Annotated in this window: 20 protein-coding genes and 1 pseudogene; 10 read left to right on the top strand and 11 right to left on the bottom strand. The window is 72.5% G+C overall.

All coding sequences use genetic code 11. From position 1 onward, the window contains the following. Positions 1 to 59: 59 nt before the first annotated feature. Positions 60 to 734 (bottom strand): DUF4166 domain-containing protein, encoded by a 675-nt coding sequence (locus tag DEI94_RS01765; protein ID WP_111026985.1) that lies wholly within the window; start codon positions 732 to 734, stop codon positions 60 to 62. Positions 735 to 791: 57 nt separating this feature from the next. On the opposite strand from DEI94_RS01765, the gene DEI94_RS01760 reads away from it, so the two are divergent. Further along, a complete protein-coding gene (locus DEI94_RS01760) occupies positions 792 to 1,706 on the top strand; it encodes a cation diffusion facilitator family transporter (protein WP_111026986.1) in 915 nt (304 codons plus the stop codon). A 15-nt stretch (positions 1,707 to 1,721) separates the two neighbouring features. Here the strand turns inward: DEI94_RS01760 and DEI94_RS01755 are convergent, their stop codons facing one another. Continuing rightward, positions 1,722 to 2,999: an MFS transporter gene (locus DEI94_RS01755; protein WP_111027004.1), complete on the bottom strand. Its 1,278-nt coding sequence runs from the start codon at positions 2,997 to 2,999 to the stop codon at positions 1,722 to 1,724. A gap of 81 nt (positions 3,000 to 3,080) precedes the next feature. Here DEI94_RS01755 and DEI94_RS01750 point away from each other — a divergent pair, with 81 nt between their 5' ends. Further along, positions 3,081 to 4,055: a LysR family transcriptional regulator gene (locus DEI94_RS01750; protein ID WP_111012166.1), complete on the top strand. Its 975-nt coding sequence runs from the start codon at positions 3,081 to 3,083 to the stop codon at positions 4,053 to 4,055. Here DEI94_RS01750 and DEI94_RS01745 read toward each other — a convergent pair. The 5 genes from DEI94_RS01745 to DEI94_RS01725 form a co-directional block, all read right to left on the bottom strand. After that, a complete protein-coding gene (locus DEI94_RS01745) occupies positions 4,025 to 5,422 on the bottom strand; it encodes an MFS transporter (RefSeq protein WP_146249505.1) in 1,398 nt (465 codons plus the stop codon). The genes DEI94_RS01750 and DEI94_RS01745 overlap by 31 nt on opposite strands. An 82-nt stretch (positions 5,423 to 5,504) precedes the next feature. After that, complete coding sequence (locus DEI94_RS01740) at positions 5,505 to 5,759, bottom strand: ABC transporter permease (protein WP_111009783.1); 255 nt, start codon at positions 5,757 to 5,759, stop codon at positions 5,505 to 5,507. Further along, positions 5,756 to 6,397 (bottom strand): DUF308 domain-containing protein, encoded by a 642-nt coding sequence (locus DEI94_RS01735; RefSeq protein WP_258368540.1) that lies wholly within the window; start codon positions 6,395 to 6,397, stop codon positions 5,756 to 5,758. The genes DEI94_RS01740 and DEI94_RS01735 overlap by 4 nt, the downstream gene beginning before the upstream one ends. Positions 6,398 to 6,548: 151 nt before the next feature. After that, on the bottom strand, positions 6,549 to 8,492 hold the full coding sequence (locus DEI94_RS01730; protein WP_181441829.1) for an L-type lectin family protein: 1,944 nt from the start codon (positions 8,490 to 8,492) through the stop codon (positions 6,549 to 6,551). A gap of 145 nt (positions 8,493 to 8,637) precedes the next feature. Continuing rightward, the gene (locus DEI94_RS01725) at positions 8,638 to 10,290 is read right to left on the bottom strand and encodes a glycoside hydrolase family 13 protein (RefSeq protein ID WP_111026988.1); all 1,653 of its coding nucleotides are present in this window, start codon (positions 10,288 to 10,290) and stop codon (positions 8,638 to 8,640) included. Between the two features lie 217 nt (positions 10,291 to 10,507). On the opposite strand from DEI94_RS01725, the gene DEI94_RS01720 reads away from it, so the two are divergent. The 4 genes from DEI94_RS01720 to DEI94_RS01705 all read left to right on the top strand — a co-directional run bounded on the left by DEI94_RS01720 (position 10,508) and on the right by DEI94_RS01705 (position 13,803). Then, the gene (locus tag DEI94_RS01720; protein ID WP_111009786.1) at positions 10,508 to 11,017 is read left to right on the top strand and encodes a MarR family winged helix-turn-helix transcriptional regulator; all 510 of its coding nucleotides are present in this window, start codon (positions 10,508 to 10,510) and stop codon (positions 11,015 to 11,017) included. A 110-nt stretch (positions 11,018 to 11,127) separates the two neighbouring features. Then, a complete protein-coding gene (locus DEI94_RS01715; protein WP_111009787.1) occupies positions 11,128 to 11,652 on the top strand; it encodes a Dps family protein in 525 nt (174 codons plus the stop codon). 142 nt (positions 11,653 to 11,794) lie between these two features. Further along, entirely contained in the window at positions 11,795 to 12,595 is an 801-nt protein-coding gene (locus DEI94_RS01710; protein WP_111009788.1) for an SDR family NAD(P)-dependent oxidoreductase, read from the top strand. Positions 12,596 to 12,609: 14 nt separating this feature from the next. Beyond that, the gene (locus DEI94_RS01705) at positions 12,610 to 13,803 is read left to right on the top strand and encodes an NAD(P)/FAD-dependent oxidoreductase (protein WP_111026989.1); all 1,194 of its coding nucleotides are present in this window, start codon (positions 12,610 to 12,612) and stop codon (positions 13,801 to 13,803) included. A 28-nt stretch (positions 13,804 to 13,831) separates the two neighbouring features. Here DEI94_RS01705 and DEI94_RS01700 read toward each other — a convergent pair whose 3' ends face one another. Then, positions 13,832 to 14,926, bottom strand: coding sequence for an alpha/beta fold hydrolase (locus DEI94_RS01700; RefSeq protein WP_146249506.1), 1,095 nt, complete (start codon positions 14,924 to 14,926; stop codon positions 13,832 to 13,834). 124 nt (positions 14,927 to 15,050) lie between these two features. Then, positions 15,051 to 15,920, bottom strand: coding sequence for an SMP-30/gluconolactonase/LRE family protein (locus DEI94_RS01695; RefSeq protein ID WP_111026991.1), 870 nt, complete (start codon positions 15,918 to 15,920; stop codon positions 15,051 to 15,053). 50 nt (positions 15,921 to 15,970) lie between these two features. Here DEI94_RS01695 and DEI94_RS19720 point away from each other — a divergent pair. Together DEI94_RS19720 and DEI94_RS01690 are read left to right on the top strand one after the other, a co-directional pair. Then, positions 15,971 to 16,099, top strand: a pseudogene (locus DEI94_RS19720) (hypothetical protein); the annotation flags it as partial. Positions 16,100 to 16,184: 85 nt separating this feature from the next. After that, complete coding sequence (locus DEI94_RS01690; RefSeq protein WP_181436079.1) at positions 16,185 to 16,328, top strand: hypothetical protein; 144 nt, start codon at positions 16,185 to 16,187, stop codon at positions 16,326 to 16,328. A gap of 21 nt (positions 16,329 to 16,349) precedes the next feature. Here DEI94_RS01690 and DEI94_RS01685 read toward each other — a convergent pair whose 3' ends face one another. Next, entirely contained in the window at positions 16,350 to 17,516 is a 1,167-nt protein-coding gene (locus DEI94_RS01685) for an RtcB family protein (RefSeq protein ID WP_111009793.1), read from the bottom strand. Positions 17,517 to 17,963: 447 nt separating this feature from the next. On the opposite strand from DEI94_RS01685, the gene DEI94_RS01680 reads away from it, so the two are divergent. Together DEI94_RS01680 and DEI94_RS01675 are read left to right on the top strand one after the other, a co-directional pair. Further along, the gene (locus tag DEI94_RS01680) at positions 17,964 to 19,781 is read left to right on the top strand and encodes a glycoside hydrolase family 15 protein (RefSeq protein ID WP_111026992.1); all 1,818 of its coding nucleotides are present in this window, start codon (positions 17,964 to 17,966) and stop codon (positions 19,779 to 19,781) included. Beyond that, positions 19,778 to 20,416, top strand: coding sequence for a DnaJ family domain-containing protein (locus DEI94_RS01675; RefSeq protein ID WP_111026993.1), 639 nt, complete (start codon positions 19,778 to 19,780; stop codon positions 20,414 to 20,416). Before DEI94_RS01680 ends, DEI94_RS01675 begins: the two co-directional genes overlap by 4 nt. Before the next feature lie 6 nt (positions 20,417 to 20,422). On the opposite strand, the gene DEI94_RS01670 is transcribed toward DEI94_RS01675, so the two are convergent. Beyond that, the gene (locus DEI94_RS01670) at positions 20,423 to 21,433 is read right to left on the bottom strand and encodes an aldo/keto reductase family protein (RefSeq protein ID WP_111009796.1); all 1,011 of its coding nucleotides are present in this window, start codon (positions 21,431 to 21,433) and stop codon (positions 20,423 to 20,425) included. Between the last annotated feature and the right edge of the window lie 26 nt (positions 21,434 to 21,459).

Genomic DNA, 21,459 nt, shown 5'->3' with positions numbered 1-21,459 from the left:
ACCGCTGCCGCTGCCGCCGCCGCCGCCGACGGCAGCACCGTGCTCGCTCCCGCTGTCGCTCATGGACGCCTCCCCGGTCCGCCGGTTCCCCCGGGGGCGTCCGCGTCGTCGGGCACGACACCGTGGACGAACGACCCCTCGTACCGGTACAGCGTGCCGACGAGCGGCGCCGACAGCGTCAGCGACACGCGTTGGCGGTCGATGCCCGGGTCGTACCGCTCGGTCAGGACCACCCGCGGTGCCACGGCGGCCGGGAGGCGCAGCATCCGTCCCAGCACCCGGAACGACACGCGGGTCGAGACCAGGCGGAGCGCGCCGTCGGCGACCGCGACGTCGAGCGCGGCCACGAGCCGGCCGCTGCGCCCCAGGTGGTCGGCGAGCCCATCGGCGTCCGCCGTGATCGCGTCCTGCATCACCCAGGGCCCGGACCGGAAGTGGAACGTCCGGCGAGCGAGGACGGCGATGCGTCCCTCCCGGTCGACGGCCGGCCGGTTCTCGACCGTGAACGGCACGTCGCGTTCCCACACCGGCGCCATGACCGCGTCGCGGGCGAACCAGGCGAGCAGCGGCCACATCCAGCGTCGTGGCGTCCCGACGACGTCGAAGACGCCGGTGCCCCGTCCGACGTGCCCCGCGGGGATCGCGCCGAAGTAGCCGCGCAAGCGGGGGTGCAGCGCGTCGAGGGCGCCGGGACGGGTGCTCGCCTCGTAGGGCGATCGTGCGCTCGGGGTCACGGTCGGATCCTGTCACGTCCCCGGTGCCCGGTCGGTGCGGATGCCTACGATGGCGGCATGGGCCACCACCACGAGCACGGCGCGCGGTCGGCCAGCGCTCGGGCGTTGACCGTGGCGTTCTGCGTGTCCGCCGCGATCCTCGTCGCCGAGGTCGTCGGCGCCGTCGTGACCGGCTCCCTGGCGCTCCTCGTCGACGCCGGACACATGGTCGTCGACACGGGCGGTCTGGCGATCGGGCTCGTCGCGGTGCGGCTCGCGCAGCGCTCACCGACGGCCAGACGGACCTGGGGCTTCCAACGCGCCGAGGTCCTCGGCGCCGTCGCGCAGGCCGCGGTCCTGCTCGGGGTCGGGATCGTCGTCCTCGTGACGGCCGTGCAGCGCCTGGTCACGCCGGTCCCCGTCCCCGCGGTGCCGCTCCTGGTGTTCGGTGTCCTCGGCGTGGTCGGCAACGCGGTCGCGCTGGCGGTGCTCGCGCGGTCCGGAGGCGGGACGTTCACCGCGCGGGCGGCGCGGCTCGAGGTGCTGAACGACTCGCTGGGGTCCCTCGCGGTCGTCGCCGCGGCGATCGTCGTCGCACTGACCGGCTGGGAGCGCGCGGACTCCGTCGCCGCGATCCTCATCGGTGCGCTCATCCTGCCGCGCGCACTCCGGCTGCTCCGCGAGACCACCGACGTCCTGCTCGAGGCCACCCCGCCCGGGCTCGACCTCGACGCCGTACGTCGTCACATCCTCCGGCTCGACCACGTGCGCGCCGTGCACGACCTGCACGCGTCACTCGTCGCCACCGGGGTGCCGACCCTCACCGCGCACGTCGTGATCGACGACCACTGCTTCACCTCCGCGCACGCCCCGACGATCCTCGACGAGCTGCAGCAGTGCGTCGCCGAGCACTTCGCCGTGCCGGTCGAGCACTCGACCTTCCAGCTCGAGCCCGCGTCACACCAGCGGCACGAGCACGACGTCCACGCCTGACCCCGGCGGCGCGGCTCAGGCCCGGGCTGCGAGACGGCTGCCGGCCCAGAGCGCGAGTGCGATGACGACGACCACGAACCCGAGGAGCACGGGCAGCGGCGCGACCACGAGCAGCACCGCGCCGGCGAGGACCACCGGGACGACCATCCCCGCGTAGCCGATGAGGAACGTCGCCGCCAGGACACCGCCGCGCCGCTCCGGCCCGACCAGACTGCCCGCACCGGCGATGGAGGCCCGGAAGAGCAGTCCGACGCCGGCACCGGCGAGCACGCTGCCCACGACGAACACCGCGACGACGAGGACGAGCGCGCCGACCGCGACCCCGGCGAGTCCGACGGTGACGAGCAGCATGCCCCAGCGGACCTGCGCACGCATCGCGAGGCGGGCGAGGGCGATCTGCGCGACCGCAGCGCCCGCGAAGACCCCGAAGCTCGTCGCACCGGCGGCGAGCCGGTCCGTGACGTGGAAGGTGGTCGCGAGGAACGTCGGCGCGATCGACGTGAACAGGCCGAGCACGGCGAAGGTGCTGAACGCCCCGGCACCCGCCGCCCAGAAGGGTCCCGCCGCCCCGAACGGCGGGGTGATCGGCTGGGGTCGGTAGGCCGGGCGTACCCGCCCCGTGTCGATGGTCTCCGGGACGACGAGCATGGCGACGAAGGCGACCGCGAGGACCACGACGAACACGGCGTACGGCACGACGAGGGGGTGCCGGACGAACTCCGCCAGCACACCGCCGACGAGGGCACCGCCTCCGATGCCGCCGAGGTTGACCGCTCCGGCGACGACGCTCGCGTTCCCGCCCGCGCCCCCGTCCCGGCGCGCTCGGACCCGGAGTTCACCGAGGTGGGCCGTGGCCGAGGCCGTCAGGGTGCCGACACCGAGTCCGCTGATGAACCGCGCGACGAGGAGGCCCGGGACGTCGTTCCAGACGAGGAACAGCACGGCGGCGACGAGCTCGAGCGCGACCGACACGAGGATGAGCCGTCGGCGTCCGTGGACGTCGCTGAGGTGCCCGGCGAGCCAGAGCGCGATCATGACCCCCACGGCGTACGCCGCGAACACGAGTGTCACGGTGAAGGTCGGGAAGCCGTCGCGTGCCTGGTACAGCGCGTACAGCGGTGCGGGGACGGCGGCGAACGCCATGACGCTGAGGAAGCTCCCCGCGACGATCCAGAACCCGGCCGCGTGGCGCTGACGGCTCGGGGTCGGTCGGGCGGGCCGCTCCGGGCGTCCGGCACCAGCGACGGGATCGGGCAGCGGCACGGATGCGGTCCGGGGAGCGGTGGTGGTCATGGTCCGAGCGTGCAGGACTGCACCGATCGTGTCCAACGGACAGGACCGCTGACGGCCATCGACGTGGACGATGATGGACGCATGGAGACCCGCCTGCTCGAACAGTTCGTCGCCGTCGCCGACGAGGGCAACGTCACCCGCGCCGCCGCCCGGCTCTTCGCTGCGCAATCGACCGTGTCCGCCGGTCTGCAGAGCCTCGAGCGCGAGCTCGGCGGGGCCTTGTTCGACCGGGTCGGTCGCCGTCTGACCCTGAGCCCCCTCGGCGAGGCGCTCCTGCCGGACGCCCGGGCGGCGCTCGGCGCGGTCGAGCGCCTCCGGGACGGCGCCGTCACCGCCGACGCGCAGCTCCGCGGCCGCGTGCGCGTCGGGATCTTCGCGAACATGGACATCGTCGACCTGCCGCGGATCATCACGACCTTCCACGCGCGGCACCCGCTCGTCGACGTGCACCTCAGCGCCTCCGCGGCGGGGACCACCGGCCTGGCGGAGGACCTCCGGGCCGGCCGGCTCGACCTGGCCTTCACCGCACTGCCGCAGGACCCGCCGGGGATCGCGGTGACTCCGCTCCGCGCCCTGCCGTTCCGGGTGTACGTCGCACCGCGGCATCGACTCGCGGACCACGCTGTCGTGTCCCTCGCCGAACTCGCGGACGAGCCGTTCGTCGACACCGCGCGCGGGTTCGGGAACCGCATCATCCTCGACGCGGCGCTCCGCGACCGGGGCATCCGGCGCCGCATCGTGGCCGAGATGAACGACCTGCCGTCGGTCGTCCGGTTCGCGGCGACCGGGCTCGGCGTCGCGGTCGTCCCCGACCCCGGCACCGCCGGGGACGCCGTCGTGCTCGAACTCGCGGACCCGGTCGAGCCGCTGCGAGTCGGTCTCGCCACCGCTGCCGGCGCCGCTCTGAACCGCGCCACACGCGCCCTCGCCCGAGCGGTCGTGGGCGGTACCGACGGCGGCACCGGCGGCGGTACCGACGGCAGCACCGGCCGCGTCGGCAGCGCCGAGCGGAGCGCCGGCTCGGATCAGGCCGCGGACGGCTCCTCGAGCAGGTGACCGATCGCCTCCACCGAACGCCGGGCGCGCGCCGTCGTCGACACGAAGCCGATCACGACGACGCCCACGGCGATGCCGACGACGATCCACCACATGGCGTGCGTCGCGACCGCGAAACTCGCGTGGACCGCCGCCGCTCCGCTCGCTCCCGTGACCGTCCCGGCGAGCGCCACGCCGAGGGAGACCCCGGTCTGGCGACTCGTCGACGCGACCCCCGCAGCCGATCCCGCCTGGGCACGGGGCATGCCGGACACCGCCGTGTTCGTGATCGGCGCGTTCACCATCCCGAAGCCGAACCCGAACAGCGCGAAGGCGACGACGAGCATCCACATCGGCGTGTCCGCGCCGATCGTCGTGAGGACCGCCGCGCCCGAACCGATGCCGACACCCGCGAGCACGAGCGGGATCCGGGTGCCGACCGAGGCGACGAGGCGACCGGAGAACGGCGACACGACCATGGTCGCCACCGCGGCGGGGAGCGTCCAGAGCCCGGCCTCGAACGGTGACATGTGCCGGACCTCCTGGAGGTACAGCGCGTTGAGGAACAGGAACGCACCGTTCGCGCCGAAGGCACCGACCGCCGTGAGCACGGCCGTCGAGAACGGGATGCTCCGGAAGAACCGGACGTCGACGAGCGGCTCCCGGCGCCGCCGTTCCACCACGACGATGAGGACGAGCGCGAGCGCTGCGGCGGCGAACAGGGCGATCGCCGCGACCGAGCCCCACCCGAGCCGTGGACCCTCGATGAGTCCGCCGACGAGCGCCGCGAGCAACACGACCACGAGTGCCTGACCCGGGGCGTCGAAGCGCCGGGGGCGAGCCGCGCGGGACTCGGGGACGAACGCGAACGTCAGCACGACGGCCACGATGCCGATCGGCACGTTGATCCAGAAGATCGCCCGCCAACCGATCGTGTCCGTCAGGGCTCCACCGACGAGCGGACCGACCCCCATCGAGACGCCGACCACCGCCCCCCAGACGCCGACCGCGCGAGCACGCTCCTTGGCGTCGTCGAATGTCGCCGTGATGATGGACATCGCGACCGGGTTCATCATCGAGCCGCCGACGGCCTGGACCATCCGGAACACGACCAGCCAGCCGACGCTCGGCGCCAACGAACAGAGGAGCGAGCCGACGGTGAACAGGACGAGCCCGACCTGGAACGTCCTGCGTCGGCCGATGCGGTCCGCGGTGGACCCCGACAGCATGAGCAGACTCGCGAGGACCAGCGTGTAGGCGTCGATCGTCCACTGGAGCCCGGAGATCGTGCTGTGGAGCTCACGGCCGATCGACGGCAGCGCCACGTTCACGACGGTGGCGTCCAACGAGACGATGAAGAGGCTGAGGCAGCAGACCGTCAGGATCACGTACCGGTGGCGGTACCGCGACGGGAGGTCCGGGTCGCCCTGCTGGGGGCTGCGTGCGTGGACGGACTCGCGTCGGTCGTGGTCAGTGGTGGTCGTCGCCCTCGTCCTTCCGGTGTCCGCCGAGCATGTCGTTGTCGTCCTGCTCACTCGTGGCCGCCAGCTGCAACATCGCCAGCACGACGATGACGACGATGAACGCGATGCAGAGGAACACCGCCGCGAGTTCGGGCTGACGGGTGGACATCAGGACGACGAGTCCGACGAACACCGCGACGATCGCCGAGATCGCGAGGAGTTCGACCGGGCGGAGCCGGTCGCGGCGGCTTGGGGTGGTCATGCGTGTGGTGCTCCGTTCGGGGCCGACGGCGTGGGTGCCGAGGTCCCCCACTTGTGCGAGAGGGCGGCGATCACGTGGAAGACCGCCGTCAGGGCGAGGTACGCGCCGAGCAGGCCGACGAGGATGATCGACGAGTCGAGCGTGCCGCTGACGTGCTCGATGCCGCCGAGGTCCTTGGAGTAGTCCGGAGGCGTCAGCAGGAACGCGATCGCCAGCAGGACCGTGAGCCCCCCGACGGTCATCCAGTCGCGGGCGAAGGGCGACGTACGCCGCGCGAGGACGCCCTGCAGGAGTTCGATGCCCCCGGTGACGACCGCGAACGCGGTGACGACCGCGAGGAACGCCGGGAGTCCCGCAGACGGGAGGAACAGCGCGACGACGCCGGCTGCGACGGTCACCGCAGCCTGCACGACGGCGAGGCGACGGGACCGGGGGTCGTCGAGTCGGCGCAGGCTGCCGACGCCGAGCAGGGCGCCCTCGACGATCGCGAAGGCGCCGAACAGCACCAGCCCGAGCGAGGTGGCGTGGTTCGACGAGAACGTGATCACCATCGCCACGACCGCGGCGGGCAGTGCCCGGGACAACGGGACCGTCCAGTACCGGGCGCGCTGCGCGGCGTCGTCCACGGTGTCGGACACGGAATCCCTCTCTTGGGCAGGCTGATCGTACGGTCAATGGTACCGCCGGGCCGATGCGGGCCCGTCCGGCCGGCGGCGTCGCGGCTGAGGATGCTCGAACCGCGAACGCGCGCCGCCGACCCCGCGGGCCGACGGCGCGCGACACGACCGGTCAGGCCGCGGGGTCCTCCTGTCGCTCGAGCTCACGTCGGCGACGGACCGAGCGGACGCCCAGGCCGGTGACGACGGCGATCGCCGCGACCAGGACCGCAGCAGCCGTGCCCACGGTTCCGGTGAAGGCGAGCCGGGCCGGGTGCGCTCCGGCGGCGACCGGTGTCGCGGAGGCCGAGGGCCGTGGCGTCGCGGTCGGGTGCTCACCGCCGTGGGGCGGGGTGGTCGGTGTCACGACGGGCGGTTCGATCGTGCCGATCGGTCCGGGCAGCGGCACGGGGTCCGACGGGTCGCCGTCGTCCGGGTCGTCGGGCGAGGTGGCGATCGCGACGTTGAGGACGTCGGCGCCGTCGCCGCGGTACCCGGCGTCGAGTTGGGCGTCGAAACGGAACCGGTGCCGTTCGCCCGGTGCGACCGTGACCGCCGAGGAGCACGTCACGTGCTGACCGTCGGCGCGACAGCCGTCCTCGGACCCCACGAAGCGCACGGGCTCCGGCAGGTCGTCGACCGCACCGACCCGGCGCGCGTCGGACGGTCCGCCGTTGACCGCGGTGATCGTGTACCGGAACACGCCCCCGGGCAGCAGCTCGACGTCCCCGGGCAGGAGCTCGGCGGCCTTCTCGGTGCGCAGCGCGGCGTCGGTCCCGATCGCGGCCCGGACCGTCGACGCGTTGTCCGCCGTGTTCGTGTCGGCGCGCGACGGTGGCGTGGTGATCCGTGCCGCGCTCGCGATCTGCCCCGTGGCGTCCGCAGCGAGGTCGCCCTCGATCGTCCAGGTGACCGTGGCCCCCGGGTCGATGTCGGCCGTCGTGGCGATCTCCGGACCGGCGCCGGACCCCGCACCGCACGCGGCACCGGCCGTGGCGGCGCACGTCCAGCGGACGTCGTGCAGTTCGGTCGGCGTCGCGATCACCACGTCGTTGCGCGCGGAGCCGTTCCGCCCCCGGTTCGTCGCGGTCGCCGTGTACCGGACGTGCGTGCCCGCGACGACGCGCTCCGGCATCTCCTGCGTGATGCCGACGTCGGTCGGGATGGACACGGTCAGGTCGTCGACCTCGTGGGCGTTGGTCGAGTTGCCGGTCGAGGCGGTGAACCCGAGGCGCAGCGTGTCCGGGAGCGGCGCCTGTCCGTCACCCTCGAGCGCCACCTGGTCGATCACGGTCCGCATCCGGGTACCCGGTCCGGAGTCGGACCGCACCGTGAGTGCGAGGACCCCGTCGGCGGCCGGCAGCAACGTGACGTGCACCGTCCGTTCGTCGGACCGGGACTGCGTCCCCACTCCACCGTCGGGGCCGACCGCGCCGCGGAGGAACCGGTAGCCGTCGGTGCCGTTCCCCGAGCCGCGGAGCACGACGTGGTCGGGCTGGGGGCCGGGGCCGGACCCGTTGAACGGGCGTGAGAAGTTGCCGCGCAGGTCGAACCCGACGCCGACGAACGCTCCGGGCATGCCGGCGACGTCGCAGGTGCCGTAGTGGCCCGAGTCGTCGTAGCAGCTGTACCCGAGCGCCGCGCCGGGTCGCCCGACCCCCGGCGCGACGGCACCGTCCGACAGCGACATGAGCAGGCCGTCCGCCCCGGTGCCGCCGTGCATCGCGTACCGGAACTCGATCTCGAGCCCGAGGTCCGACGCGAACACGTCGTCGGTGGCCCAGGAGCCCGCCTCGCTCCGCACGGCGTCCGTGAGTCGCAGCCAGCCGTCCCCGACCTCGGCGTCGCCGGACAGCGTCCCGCCGTCGGCCGAGTCGAAGTCGGTGTGGAACGGGAACGCGAGCTCGGCTGCGTGGGCGGTCGTCACGGGGAGCATGGCCCCGGCGCTCAGCGCGGAGAGTGCCAGGGCTCCGCAGGCGATGCGCCGCAGTCGCCGCAGCGCCGCGGCGCGGGGTACGGCGCCCGGCGTCCCGGGTCGTGCTGGTGTCGGTGGATGTGCTCGTGGTGCTGATGTCATGCCGCCCATGCTGGGGACCGGAGTCGCTCCCCCGAGGCCGGAGCGGACCGGTTGTGGAGGCCGCGCCCGGGCCTCCCGGCTGTGGACGGCGGACCGACGGGCCGACGGGCCGCCCACCGCACGCAGTGGACGGTCCGCCGTCAGCTCACGCGGTGAGCCACACCGTGCTCTCGCCCGGCAACAGCCCGTCCTCGATCGGGCACGACGCCACGACGACGGCGCCCTCGGGCAGCGGCACGGGGTCGGTGCCGAAGTTCGTGACCGAGCGCCATCCGTCGGCGCGCGCGAACCCGACCACCCGGTCCGGTGTCTCGAGCCACGTCAGGTCCTCGCCGCCGCGGTGCGTCCGACGGAACGCGAGCGCCGCGCGGTACAGCTCCAACGTGCTGCCGTCGACGCCGTCCTCGGCCTCGACGCTCCACGTCCCGAAGTCGGCGGGCTGCGGCAGGTGTGCCCCGTCCGGCCCGAACCCGAACGAGGAGCCGGACCGGGTCCACGGGATCGGCACGCGGCAGCCGTCACGGCCCTTGTCCGTGTGCTCCGAGCGCGCCCACTTCGGGTCCTGCAGGCGGTCGTACGGGATGTCCGCGACCTCGTGGAGGCCGAGCTCCTCGCCCTGGTACACGTACGCGGACCCGGGCAGCGCGAGCACGAGGAGGGACGCGGCACGGGCACGACGGAGCCCGCGGTCGCGGTCGAGCACCGGCTCCCTGCCGTCGCTCATGAGCCAGGCGCCCGAGTCCGCACCGTCCGGGAGCCCGTACCGCGTGGCGTGCCGCACGACGTCGTGGTTCGACAGCACCCAGGTGCTCGAGGCCCCGGACTGACTCGCCTGCGCGAGGTTCTCGTCGATGATCGCGCGGAAGGCCTCGGGGTCGAACGGGGCCTCGAGCAGGTCGAAGTTGAACGCCTGCCCGAGTTCCGTCGGTCGGGCGTAGAGCACGCGACGGCGGGCGGGTACCCACGCCTCGGCGATCGCGCTCCGCGGCGGGTCGTACTCGTCGAGCACCCGTCGCCAGGACCCGAGGATCTCGTGCACCTCGTCGCGGTCGTAGAGCGGGTCGCTGCCGTCGAGGGGCAGGTGGTCCTGGTCGCTCGGCCGGAACGGCTCCGACAGGTCCTTGGCCATGGCGTGCGCGACGTCGACGCGGAAGCCGTCGACCCCGCGGTCCGACCAGAAGCGGAGCGTCTGCTCGAAGTCGGCGCGGACCTCCGGGTTCGACCAGTCGAGGTCGGGCTGCTCCCGCGCGAACAGGTGCAGGTACCACTGGCCGTCGGCGACCCGGGTCCACGCGGAGCCGCCGAAGTTCGAGACCCAGTCGGACGGCGGCTCCGCGCCGTCGGGACCGGAGCCGTCGCGGAACACGTAGCGGGCCCGAGCGGCGGAGCCCCGTGGGGACTCGAGTGCCTCCTGGAACCACACGTGCAGGTCGGAGGTGTGGTTCGGGACGACGTCGACGATGATCCGGATCCCGGCGGCGTGCGCGGCCGCGACCAGGGCGTCGAAGTCGGCGAGCGTCCCGAGCTTCGGGTCGACGTCGCGGTAGTCGGCCACGTCGTAGCCGCCGTCCGCGAGGGCGGACGGGTAGAACGGGCTGAGCCAGATCGCGTCGACGCCGAGCTCCCGCAGGTACGGCACCCGGTCGGTCACCCCGGCGATGTCACCGACGCCGTCGCCGTCGACGTCGGCGAAGCTCCGTGGGTACACCTGGTAGACGACGGCTTGGCGCCACCAGTCCGGGTCGTGGAGGGACGGGGTCGGCTGGTCGGTCCCGGGGACCGGTGGCTGGGTGGACACGGAAGCGTCGTTCCTCTCGCGGCGGGTTCGGTGCGTCCGTCACGCTACGCGGCGGTGGCTCGGAGGGATCGCGGACCCGAGAGAGGGCCGCATCCCGAGCGCGAGCTGGCCGTTGCCCGCCACGCCCAGCCACTGCGCGCACCACCGCCCGAGTGGTTCCTGTACGTCCCGGCGTTCGCTAGCCGGTCTAGCAAGTAGGCAGGTTAGGGTGGTGTGCATGAGCACGCAGGAGGTCACCGAGCCGTCCGGGTACTGGTACCCCGACGACGATGCGACCCAGCGGGGCGTCGACGTGCTGAACGCCCTGCGCCGCTACCGCGGGGCCGAGACGGCGATGCGTCGCCGGACCCGTGACGCGATGGGCATGGGCGAGACGGACCTCCTGGCCGTCCGGTTCCTGCTGCAGGCGCAGCGGGCGGACCGCACCATCAGCCCGAAGGACCTCGCCGCCTACCTCAAGATCTCGTCGGCATCGACGACGATCCTGGTCGACCGCCTCGTCAGGAGCGGCCACGTCCGGCGTGAGCCGCACCCGACCGACCGTCGTGCACTCGTCATCGTCCCGACGACCAACACGGACACCGAGGTCCGCGCGACGCTCGGTCGCATGCACCGGCGGATGATGCACATCGCGGAGTCCCTCACGGCGGACGAGGCCCGGGTCGTCATGACCTTCCTCGAGGACGTCCGTGCGGCGGTCGACATGGTCGACCCGCACGAGGACTGACCGCCCAGCCGACCGGTCACGGGGGACGCGTGTCCGGACGTCGGCTGAGCGTCGACCATGCCGCACCGGGTAGACAGGGAACCGTCACCGAACCTCGGAACGGAGCCATCATGCACGCATCGGACAAGCTCGCCGGCAATCTCCAGAAGGTCCTCGTGGACCTCATCGACCTGCACGTCCAGGGCAAGCAGGCCCACTGGAACGTGCTCGGACACAACTTCCGGGACCTCCACCTCCAGCTCGACGAGATCGTCACGGAGGCACGTGAGTTCTCCGACACCGTGGCGGAGCGCATGCGCGCCCTCTACGCCACGCCCGACGGTCGCTCGAAGACCGTCGGCGCCACCTCGAGCCTCGACGAGTTCCCGGAGGGCGAGGTCTCGACCCACGACGTCGTCGACATGATCACCCTGCGCCTCTACCAGGCCGTGGGGACCATGCGCGACGTGCACGACGAGGTCGACGAGGAAGACCCGTCGACCGCGGACATCCTGCACGCGATCATCGACCGACTCGAGCAGCTCGCGTGGATGGTCAGCGCCGAGAACCGCACGCCGAAGCAGACGCTGTCGGCGGCGACGACCGCTCCGAACGCCGAGAGCGTCGAGAGCGCGCAGTCGACCAGCCTGAGCTGAGCCGACCCCTCTCCGGGTCACCCGCGCATCCGGGTCACCCGCCCATCCGTGCCACGACGCACCGGCGACCGGCCGCGGCGGCATCCGCCGACGCGGCCGTCGTCGTGCGCGCACGCAGAACGACAGACAGGAGCACCACCCCATGGACCTCGGCATCTCGGGCCGCATCGCGCTCGTCTTCGGCGCGGACTCCGGCATCGGCTGGCAGACGGCCAAGCTCCTGCTCAGCGAGGGCGCCACCGTCGTGATCACCGACCTCGACCAAGCCGCCCTCGACGACTCGGCCGCGAAGCTCGAGGCCCACCCGGGCCGGCTCTTCGCGTTCGCCGCGGACGTCACCGACAGCGCGAGCCTCACCCGCCTCCACGACCAGGTCCGCGAGTCCGTCGGCGTGATCGACATCCTCGTGCAGTCCTCGGGGGTCACGGGCGCCCAGGGCATGTTCCACGAGATCGACGAGCAGGGTTGGCTGTCGACCATCGACATCGATCTCATGGGCCCGGTGCGGATCACGCGCGAGTTCATCGGTGACCTGCGCGACGGTGGCTGGGGCCGGATCGTCTACGTGACGAGCGAGGACGCCCTCCAGCCCTACGACGACGAGCTGCCGTACTGCGCGGCGAAGGCCGGCGTGCTCTCGTTCGCCAAGGGACTGTCCCGGAGCTACGCGAAGGAGGGGCTGCTCGTCAACACGGTCTCCCCCGCCTTCATCCACACCCCGATGACGGACGCCATGATGACGAAGCGGGCCGAGCAGACGGGCCAGGGCTTCGACGAAGCGATCGAGTCGTTCCTCGACGAGGAGCGCCCCTACCTCGAGCTGCACCGCCGCGGCGAGCCCGACGAGGTCGCGAGCGTCATCGCGTTCCTCTGCAGCGACCGCGCCTCGTTCGTGAACGGGTCCAACTACCGGGTCGACGCCGGCTCGGTCGCCACCATCTGACCGGGAGACACACGATGACCGACCACCGCTACCTCGTGATCGGCGGGGGCATGGTCGCCGACGCCGCCGCCAAGGGCATCCGCGAGATCGACGAGCAGGGCTCGATCGGCATCCTCAGCACCGACGTGGACACCCCCTACGCCCGCCCCGCGCTGTCGAAGAAACTCTGGACCGATCCGGACTTCAGCTGGGACAAGGTCGACCTGCACACGGCCGACGCGACCGGCGCCGAGATCCACCTGCGCACGACGGTGGTCGCGATCGACCGTACGGCGAAGACGGTGACGACCGATGACGGACAGCGGTTCGGGTACGAGCGGCTGCTCATCGCGACCGGCGGAACACCCACGCCGCTGCCGATCGAGCACGACGACCGCGTGATCGACTACCGGAGCGCCGAGGACTACCGACGACTGCGGGGGTTCGCGGACCAGCACGCCCACGTCATCGTCGTCGGCGGCTCGTACATCGGCACGGAACTCGCCGCGGCGCTCGTGCAGAACGGCGCGACCGTGACGCTCGTGCACCCCGACGACGTGCTCGGCGGCTCCATGTTCCCGGCGGACCTCGCGGCGGCGTTCGAGCGCCGGTACCGCGACGCCGGTGTCGATCTCGTCGGCGGCCGCAGGGTCACCGACGGGCACGGGACCGACGACGGCGTGATCGTCACACTCGACGACGGCCGCGAGCTCCGCGCCGACGCGGTCGTCTCCGGGCTCGGGATCACGCCGAACGTCGACCTGGCACGGGATGCGGGCCTCCCGGTCGACGACGGCATCGTGGTCTCGGCGACGCTCGTGACGGAGGACCCGGACGTCTTCGCCGCGGGCGACGTGGCCGAGTACCCGGACCTGGTGCTCGGCCGCCGCCGCGTCGAGCACGTCGACAACGCGCAGGAACAGGGCCGGCAGGCGGGCCGGAACCTCGCGGGTGCCGACGAGCCGTACACCCACACGCCCTACTACTACTCGAACGTGTTCGACATCGGGTACGAGGCCGTCGGCCGCGTCCAGGCGACGCTCCGCACGGTCGAGGACTGGGCGGCCCCGCTCGAACAGGGCGTCGTGTACTACCTCGACGGGGACGTGACCCGCGGCGTGCTCCTGTGGAACGTGCAGGGGCAGCGTGACGCGGCGCGCCAGGTGCTCGCCGAGGCGGAAGCGCTCACCCCCGACATGCTGCCGGGCCGGATCCCCACCGGGGGCTGAGCCGGGAGGCCCAGCCTCCGTCCGTCGCTCAGGCCGCGTCCTCGACGCGCTCGGGCCCACGGACCGGCGTCGACCGCTCGTCGCCGTCGGCGCGGCGCTCGGCGCCGTCCTCCGACCCCGCGGCGAGCTCGCCGTCCGCGATCACCTGCTCGCCGTCGCCGACCGGTTCGTCGTCGTGGACGGTGGCGCGAGCGTCCTCGGTCTTCCCGGCCGCGACCAGGTCGTCCCCGCGGACCACGCCGACGAGTTCACGGAGGCGCGCGACGAGGACGTGCCACGCCTCCGCAGGGCGCAGTCGGTCGAGGTCCGACCTCGTGGTCGTGTCCGCCACCGCGGTGAGCGACGCCACCCCGCGGTCCGGCAGGTCCCCGCGCACGTGCGCCACGGCGAGCGCCGCGACGACGTCCGCCTGCGCGTGCACGACGGCGTGGGCGCCGCCCGTGACCTCACGGAGGACCGCGTACGGGAACACCCGCCCGAGCCGCCGCACCCAGTCGCGCGGGACGAGGGCGTCGTGCTCACCGCGGACGACGAGCACCCGGGCCTGCACGGCCTCCGCCCGACGCTCGATCGGGTACGCGAGCATGCGGGGCAGGACCGCCCGGAACCAGTGCCAGCCGCACAACGCGTACGCGGTGAGGGCGTGCCAGCGGATCGCGGCCGGCTCGTGGACGACCGAGCGGGCGAACCGCACCATCGACTCGCTCACCGTGCGCGCAGCGCTGTCGACGACCGGGCTGATCAGGACGACGTCGCTGAGGTCGGGCCGGCGGGCCGCCACCTCCGTGACGACCTGCGCCCCCATCGAGTGCCCGACGAGGACCGGGTCGACGAGCCCGAGCGCGTCGATGACGGCCTCGACCGCATCGGCGTACCGCTCGATCGAGACGGTCCCGCGGAACCGTCGGACCCCGGCGAACCCGGGCAGGTCGAGGGCGTGCACCGGGCCGAACGCGTTGAGGTTCGAGGCGAGCCGCTCGCGGTGGGTCGCCGCGACGCCGAGGCCCGCGACGAGCACGAACGCACGGTCCCCGGGGGCGCCGATCGTGCTCACGCGGACGGTGGTGCCGTCGACCGGGACGCGACTGACGGTGACGGTGGCGTTCGGCAGGGCGTCGGACACGTGGACCTCCGGGTGCTCGCTCGGGCGGATGACCGACGATAACGGCCGCACCCCCGAACGGGTGGCGCGACGGGCCGGGAGGCGCGGGATGCGGCCGTCCCGTCCCTCCCGTCACCCCGCGCGGTCAGCCCGCGAAGCGGTGGGCCGGGATCCCGTGCACCCGCGTCGGCACCGCGAGGACGGCGCCGGAGAGCGGCGCCTGCTCGAGCTGCTCCTCCGTGAGGTTCTCGCGAGCGGTGCCGATGAACAGCGTGCTCATGTCCACGCCCCCGAACGCGACCGAGGTGACGTTCGGGGCGGGCAGGTCGACGACCTCCAGGCGTTCGCCGTCGGGCGAGTAGCGCTCCACGCGCCCCTCGCCGTAGATCGCGCCCCAGAAGCAGCCCTCGTCGTCGCGCACCAGGCCGTCGTGCGCGGCACCACTGACGAAGGGCTCCAGGTCGCCGAGTTCGCCGTCCGGGCCGTAGGAGCCGCGGAAGATCGTGGAGACCGCGGTGTCCGTGACGTACATGACGCTGCCGTCCGGCGACCACTCCATCCCGTTCGTCGTGCCGAACCCGCCTCGGAGCACGCGTACGGTGCCGTCCGGGTCGATCGCGTAGAGGGCCGCGTCGCCGTCGCCCTGGAGGTCCATGCTCCCCACGAGGAACCGGCCGAAGGGATCGCATTTGCCCTCGTTGAACCGCATGTCCGGTTTGGCGTGCTCGACGGTCGCGAGCTCACGGTCGATGGCACCGTCGGCGTTGGTCAGGACCACGCGGTCCCCGAGCGCCGCGACGAACCCTCCGGAGGCACGGGGCTGGAACGACGCGAGCGGCGGCGGCAGCGGGACCGAGGACACCACGACGCCCTGCGCGGTCGCGGTGTGCAGGGTGCCGAGCGGGATGTCGGTCCAGTGCAGGCGCTGGCCGTCCAGGTCCCAGACGATGCTCTCGACGAGCGCTGCCTTCGCATCGGTGAACGCGCGGACGGGACCGGTCGTGGCGGTGGACATGCACCCCGGTCTACCCGGGCCGCGCTGAGGACGCACCCCGGACGTGACGCGTGCTCCATACTCATCCCGTGGATGCGCAGCGCGAGTCGGAGACCGAGCGACTCGTGGTGTTCACCGACGCGGTCGCGGCGATCGCGATCACGCTGCTCGTGCTGCCGCTCGTCGACATCGTGCCCGAGGCCGCGCACCGGGACGCCGACGTCGGCGCGCTACCTGACCGACCGCGAGCGCACCGCCGCCCGCCAGCAGCTCCTCGGCTCGGCCGTGAGCGCCGGCCTGTTGCTCCTGGCCGCCGTGGTGGGGAGCCTCGTGCCCGCCGTCAACTTCTTCGCGCTCCTGCTGCTGTTCGCTTCCGGGCCGGTCGAGCGGGTGCTCCGCCGACGCTGGACGAGCGCCACGCCGGGGTGACCCGGCGCGGCGCTCGGGGCGTCAGTCGCCCTTGACGTTGACGAGCTGCCGCAGCGTGTGACGGATCGTCACGAGGTCGGCGGCGTCCGCCATCACCTGGTCGATCGGCTTGTAGGCCGCCGGGATCTCGTCGAGGAACGCATCCGTGTCCCGGAACTCGATCCCCGCCATCGCCGCGCGGAGCTGCTCGTGTGTGAAGGTGCGCCGAGCCGCGGACCGCGAGTAGGACCTCCCGGCTCCGTGCGGTGACGACGCGAGCGACTGCGCGTTGCCGCGCCCCTCGACCACGTACGAGGCCGTGCCCATGGACCCCGGCACGAGTCCGAGCTGCCCCTCGCGCGCCGAGATCGCACCCTTCCGCGACACCCACACGTCCTTGCCCCAGTGCCGCTCCTGCTGCGTGAAGTTGTGGTGGCAGTTGATGCGCTCCTGCTCGTCCACCACCACCCCCATGACCTCGCTGAGCTGGCGGACGACGCGGTCCATCATCTCCTCGCGGTTGAGCAGGGCGTAGTGCTGCGCCCACCGGAGCTCGGCGATGTACCGGTCGAACTCCGGCGTCCCCTCGACCAGGTACGCGAGGTCGGCATCGGGCAGCTGGATCCACCAGCGCTCCATGAGCCGCTTCGCGACCGCGATGTGCCGCTGGGCGATCTTGTTCCCGACACCCCGGCTGCCCGAGTGCAGGAACAGCCAGACACGGTCGGTCTCGTCGACGCTCACCTCGATGAAGTGGTTGCCGCTCCCGAGTGTGCCGAGCTGCTCGCGCCATCCGCCGAGGGCTCGCGCCGGGTCGAACCCCGCGGCGTCGGCGAGCGCCTCGAGCTCCGCGATGCGGGGCGCGGCCGTCGCGACGACCTTCCGGTTCGCGGCCCCGGCCGACAGCGGGACCGCCCGCTCGATCTGCTCGCGGAGCGGGCGCAGGTCGGTCGGCAGGTCGGCGCGGTCGAACTGGGTCCGGACGGCGATCATGCCGCAGCCGATGTCCACGCCGACGGCGGCGGGCATGACCGCGCGGAGCGTCGGGATGACGGAGCCCACGGTCGCGCCGAGCCCCAGGTGCGCGTCGGGCATGAGCGCCACGTGCGGGAACACGAAGGGCATCGCGGCCGTGGTCCGTGCCTGCTGCTCGGTCGTCTCCTCGAGGAGACTCGCCCACGAGAGCAATCGGTCGTTGATCTTCTGCATCGTTCCGCCTTCCGTCGGATCGGGATGGTGACGGTCCGGGGCGGACCGGCACCGTCCCTCCCGACCGACACGATGGTCGGTGACCGATGTGGTCGACGGGAGACGGGTGCGCAAGACGCCCTGGGCCTGGTCGGCACGGGCGTGGGAGGACGACCGTGCCTACACGGGATAGCTGCTGGTGGGCCGCTGCTCGAGCGCACGCCACATGAGCGGCACGAGCTGCTGCTCGTTCCGCTTCCGGGGCTGCTGTTCGACGCGCACGGCGGTCCTCCAGTCGGGTGCCCAGGGCGGGCACGGAGCACCGACCATAGTGCGACACGCCCGAGCTGCACAACCGCGACACGCCCGGGAGGCCCGGCGCGGGTCGCACAGGTCGGTGTGGGCCCGTGGACCGGAGGTGGGAACGGCAGCCGGACTGCTCGCAGTCGAGGGGAGCAGAGTAGGAGGATGCCCGAGCGCACTCCGGACACCCCGGACTCCTCCGACAACGCCGAACGCACCGACGGCTACGCCCCCCTCCGCTCCTACGCGGCCATCGGCGACGGCCGCACCGTGGCGCTCGTCGGCCGCGACGGCCGGATCGACTGGTTGCCGGTGCCGTCCATGGACTCCCCCGCTCCCTTCGCGAGCATCCTCGATGCCGAGCACGGCGGGCACATCGCGTTGAAGCCGACCGGCCCGGCGCACATGGAGCGCAGCTATCTGCCCGGCACGAACGTGCTCTGCACGACGTGGACCACCGCCGACGGCGAGGCCACGGTCACGGACGCCATGGCCACCGGCGTGGCCGGACGACTGCCCTGGGCACAACTCGGGCGCTGCGTGCAGGGCGTCCGCGGGGCGGTCGAGTTCGAGTGGGCGGTCCAGCCGGGCACGCTCCTCGGGCAGGCCCGACCGGAACGACTCGACACGGTGAACGGCTCGATCGTGGCGGTGGACGGCGTGAGCATCGCCATCGTCGAGCTCGGGTTCGAGCCCGTGCACGAGGACGGCCCGCGGTTCTCCGGACGGTTCCGGACGTCCGAGGGCTCGAGGTCGATCCTGTCGGTCATCGGGACGCTCGACGAGCCGCTGTTCATCCCGGACCCGCACGAGACGATGCGCGGTGTCGACCGCACCATCCGCAACTGGGAGACCTGGTCGAAGGAGTTCGCGTACGACGGCCCCTGGGCGGACGCCGTGCACCGCAGCGCCCTCGCGCTCAAGCTGCTCATCTTCGCGCCGACGGGGTCGATCGCAGCCGCGGCCACCACGTCGCTGCCCGAGGACGAGCACGGCGACAAGAACTGGGACTACCGGTTCGCCTGGGTGCGCGACCTCGCCTACTCGGTCCGCGCGCTGACGCGGTTCGGGCTCCGCGAGGAGACGCACGCCGCCGTCTCGTGGCTCATGCGGACCATCGCGGACAACGGCGACGGCATGCCGATCTTCTACCGGCTCTCCGGCGCGCGGTCGGACGGCGTCGTGGAACGTGACGTGCCCGGCTGGCGCGGCATCGGTCCAGTGACCGAGGGCAACCGCGCAGCGGACCAGCTCCAGCTCGGCGTCTGGGGCGACGTGTTCGACGTCATGCGGCAGTACGTCGCGCAGGGGAACGTCCTTGACCGGCAGACGGCGCACGTGCTCGAACGGCTCGCGGACGAGGCCTGCCACAAGTGGGTCGAGGAGGACTCCGGGATGTGGGAGCTCCAGGAGGCCCACCACTACACGACGAGCAAGATCGGCTGCTGGCAGGCACTCGACGCGGCGATCGAACTGCACGACAAGGGGCAGATCGGCGGCCCGCGCGACAAGTGGGTGGAGAACCGCGAGCTCATCGAGCAGTGGGTGGCTGAGCACGGCTGGAACGAGGAACTCGGCCACTACGTCATGCACCCCGACACCGATGCCCTCGACGCGTCGATCCTGCTGCACGCCTCGTCGTCGTTCGACCGGGGACCGCGGATGTCCGCGACGATCGACGCCATCCGGGAGCAGCTGTCGGTCGGACCGCTCGTCTACCGCTACTCCGGGCTCGAGGACGAGGAGTCGCCGTTCGTGGCCTGCTCGTTCTGGCTCGCGTCGGCGTTGGCCTGCGTGGGACGTGACGGCGAAGCCAGGGCGCTCATGGACGACATGGTCGCCCAGGGGAACGACGTCGGGCTGTTCGCCGAGATGATCAGCGCCGACAACGGGGAGTTCATGGGGAACCTGCCGCAGGGCCTGTCCCACCTCGCCCTCATCAACGCGGCGATCACGATCGAGGAGATGGCCCGCGAAGGATGACGAACGACCCCGACGCCCGGATGGACCGGCTGCGGAAAGCGGCCCGGTACCGGTTCGCGCAGTACGCCGAGGAGCAGGCGCGCGAGACGGAGGCATCGGGCACGCCCGCATCGCGATCACTCGACCCCGACGAGGTCCGTGCCGAGCGACGGCTCCGGGGTGCCCGGGACATGGTCGCGCACGCCAACGCGCTCATCGAGGAGGGTGACGAACGTGGGGTGTTCGAGCACAACCCGCTGCGCGGCAAGCCCCTGCCGGACAACGACGGCCGGCACGACCCCGACTGGTGGATCCGGCGCTACGTCGAACGCGAGGAGCTGACCGGCCTCGGACCGCCGGCGCTCGCCCTCCGGAAGGAGGACGCGGAACTCGACGCCCGGCTCGACGAGGAGTCGAGCGAGCGACGCGTCCGCGAGATCGTCGAGGACTTCGACGCGCGGGTCGTCGAGGCACGGCGGCAGCTCATGGGCGGCCCGCCGGTCGTCACGCCGGTCCGCGACGTCGACGTCGAGATCGAGCGGTGGCGCGACCGCCGGGAGGCCCGACTCGCGGTCGACCGCGCCGCAACGGCCGAGCAGGCCGCCGCCGATGCGGAGGAACGGCAGCGGCGGCGTCGGTGGTGGCGCCGCCGCTGACCGCTCCTAGGCCTCGCGCGTCTTCGGCGAGCTGTCGTTCGTCTTCGCCGGGTCGCGCTCGACGACGTCGCCGAGGACCTCGTCGATGCGGGCGAGGGCTTCTGCCGGGATCCGGACACCGGCCGCGCCGGCGTTGTCGTGCACCTGCTCGGGACGGGACGCGCCGATGATGGCGGACGCGACGTTGTCGTTCTGCAGGGTCCACGCCACGGCGAGCTGCGCCATGGACAGGCTCAGCTCCTGCGCGATCGGCTGCAACTGCTGTACCCGCTCGAGCACGTCGTCGCGCATCCAGCGCGAGATCATCTGCGCCCCGCCCTTCTCGTCCGTCGCGCGGGAGCCCTCGGGAAGCGGCTGGCCCGGCTGGTACTTGCCCGTCAGGACACCCTGGGCGATGGGCGACCAGACGATCTGCGAGATGCCGAGCTGCTCCGACGTGGGGACGACCTCGCCCTCGATCACGCGCCAGAGCATCGAGTACTGCGGCTGGTTCGAGATGAGCTGGACCCCGAGCTGCTTCGCGAGCGCGTGGCCCTTCTCGATCTGCTCGGACGTCCACTCGGAGACGCCGATGTACAGGACCTTGCCCTGCCGGACGATGTCCGCGAAGGCCTGCATGGTCTCCTCGAGCGGGGTCTCGTGGTCGAAGCGGTGCGCCTGGTACAGGTCGACGTAGTCGGTCTGGAGCCGCTGCAGCGAACCGTCGATCGACTCGAGGATGTGCTTGCGCGACAGACCGGTGTCGTTGTGTCCCTTGGGCCCGGTCGGCCCGAAGACCTTCGTGGCGATCTCGAGGGACTGCCGCCGCTCGCCCTTCAGGGCCTCGCCGAGGACGGTCTCGGCACCCGTGTTCGCGTACACGTCCGCGGTGTCGAAGGTCGAGATGCCCACGTCGAGTGCCGCCCGCACGCAGGCGATGGCCGCGTCGTTCTCGACCTGCGATGCGTGGGTGAGCCAGTTGCCGTAGGTGATCTCCGAGACCTTGAGTCCCGAGTCGCCGAGGTAGCGGTGTTCCATGTGTCGTTCCTCCCGGGCCGCGTCGG

This window comes from Curtobacterium sp. MCBD17_040 (assembly GCF_003234805.2).
Lineage (GTDB): Bacteria > Actinomycetota > Actinomycetes > Actinomycetales > Microbacteriaceae > Curtobacterium.
Note: the sequence above shows the minus strand (reverse complement) of the source record. Positions and strands in the feature narration are given on the sequence as shown.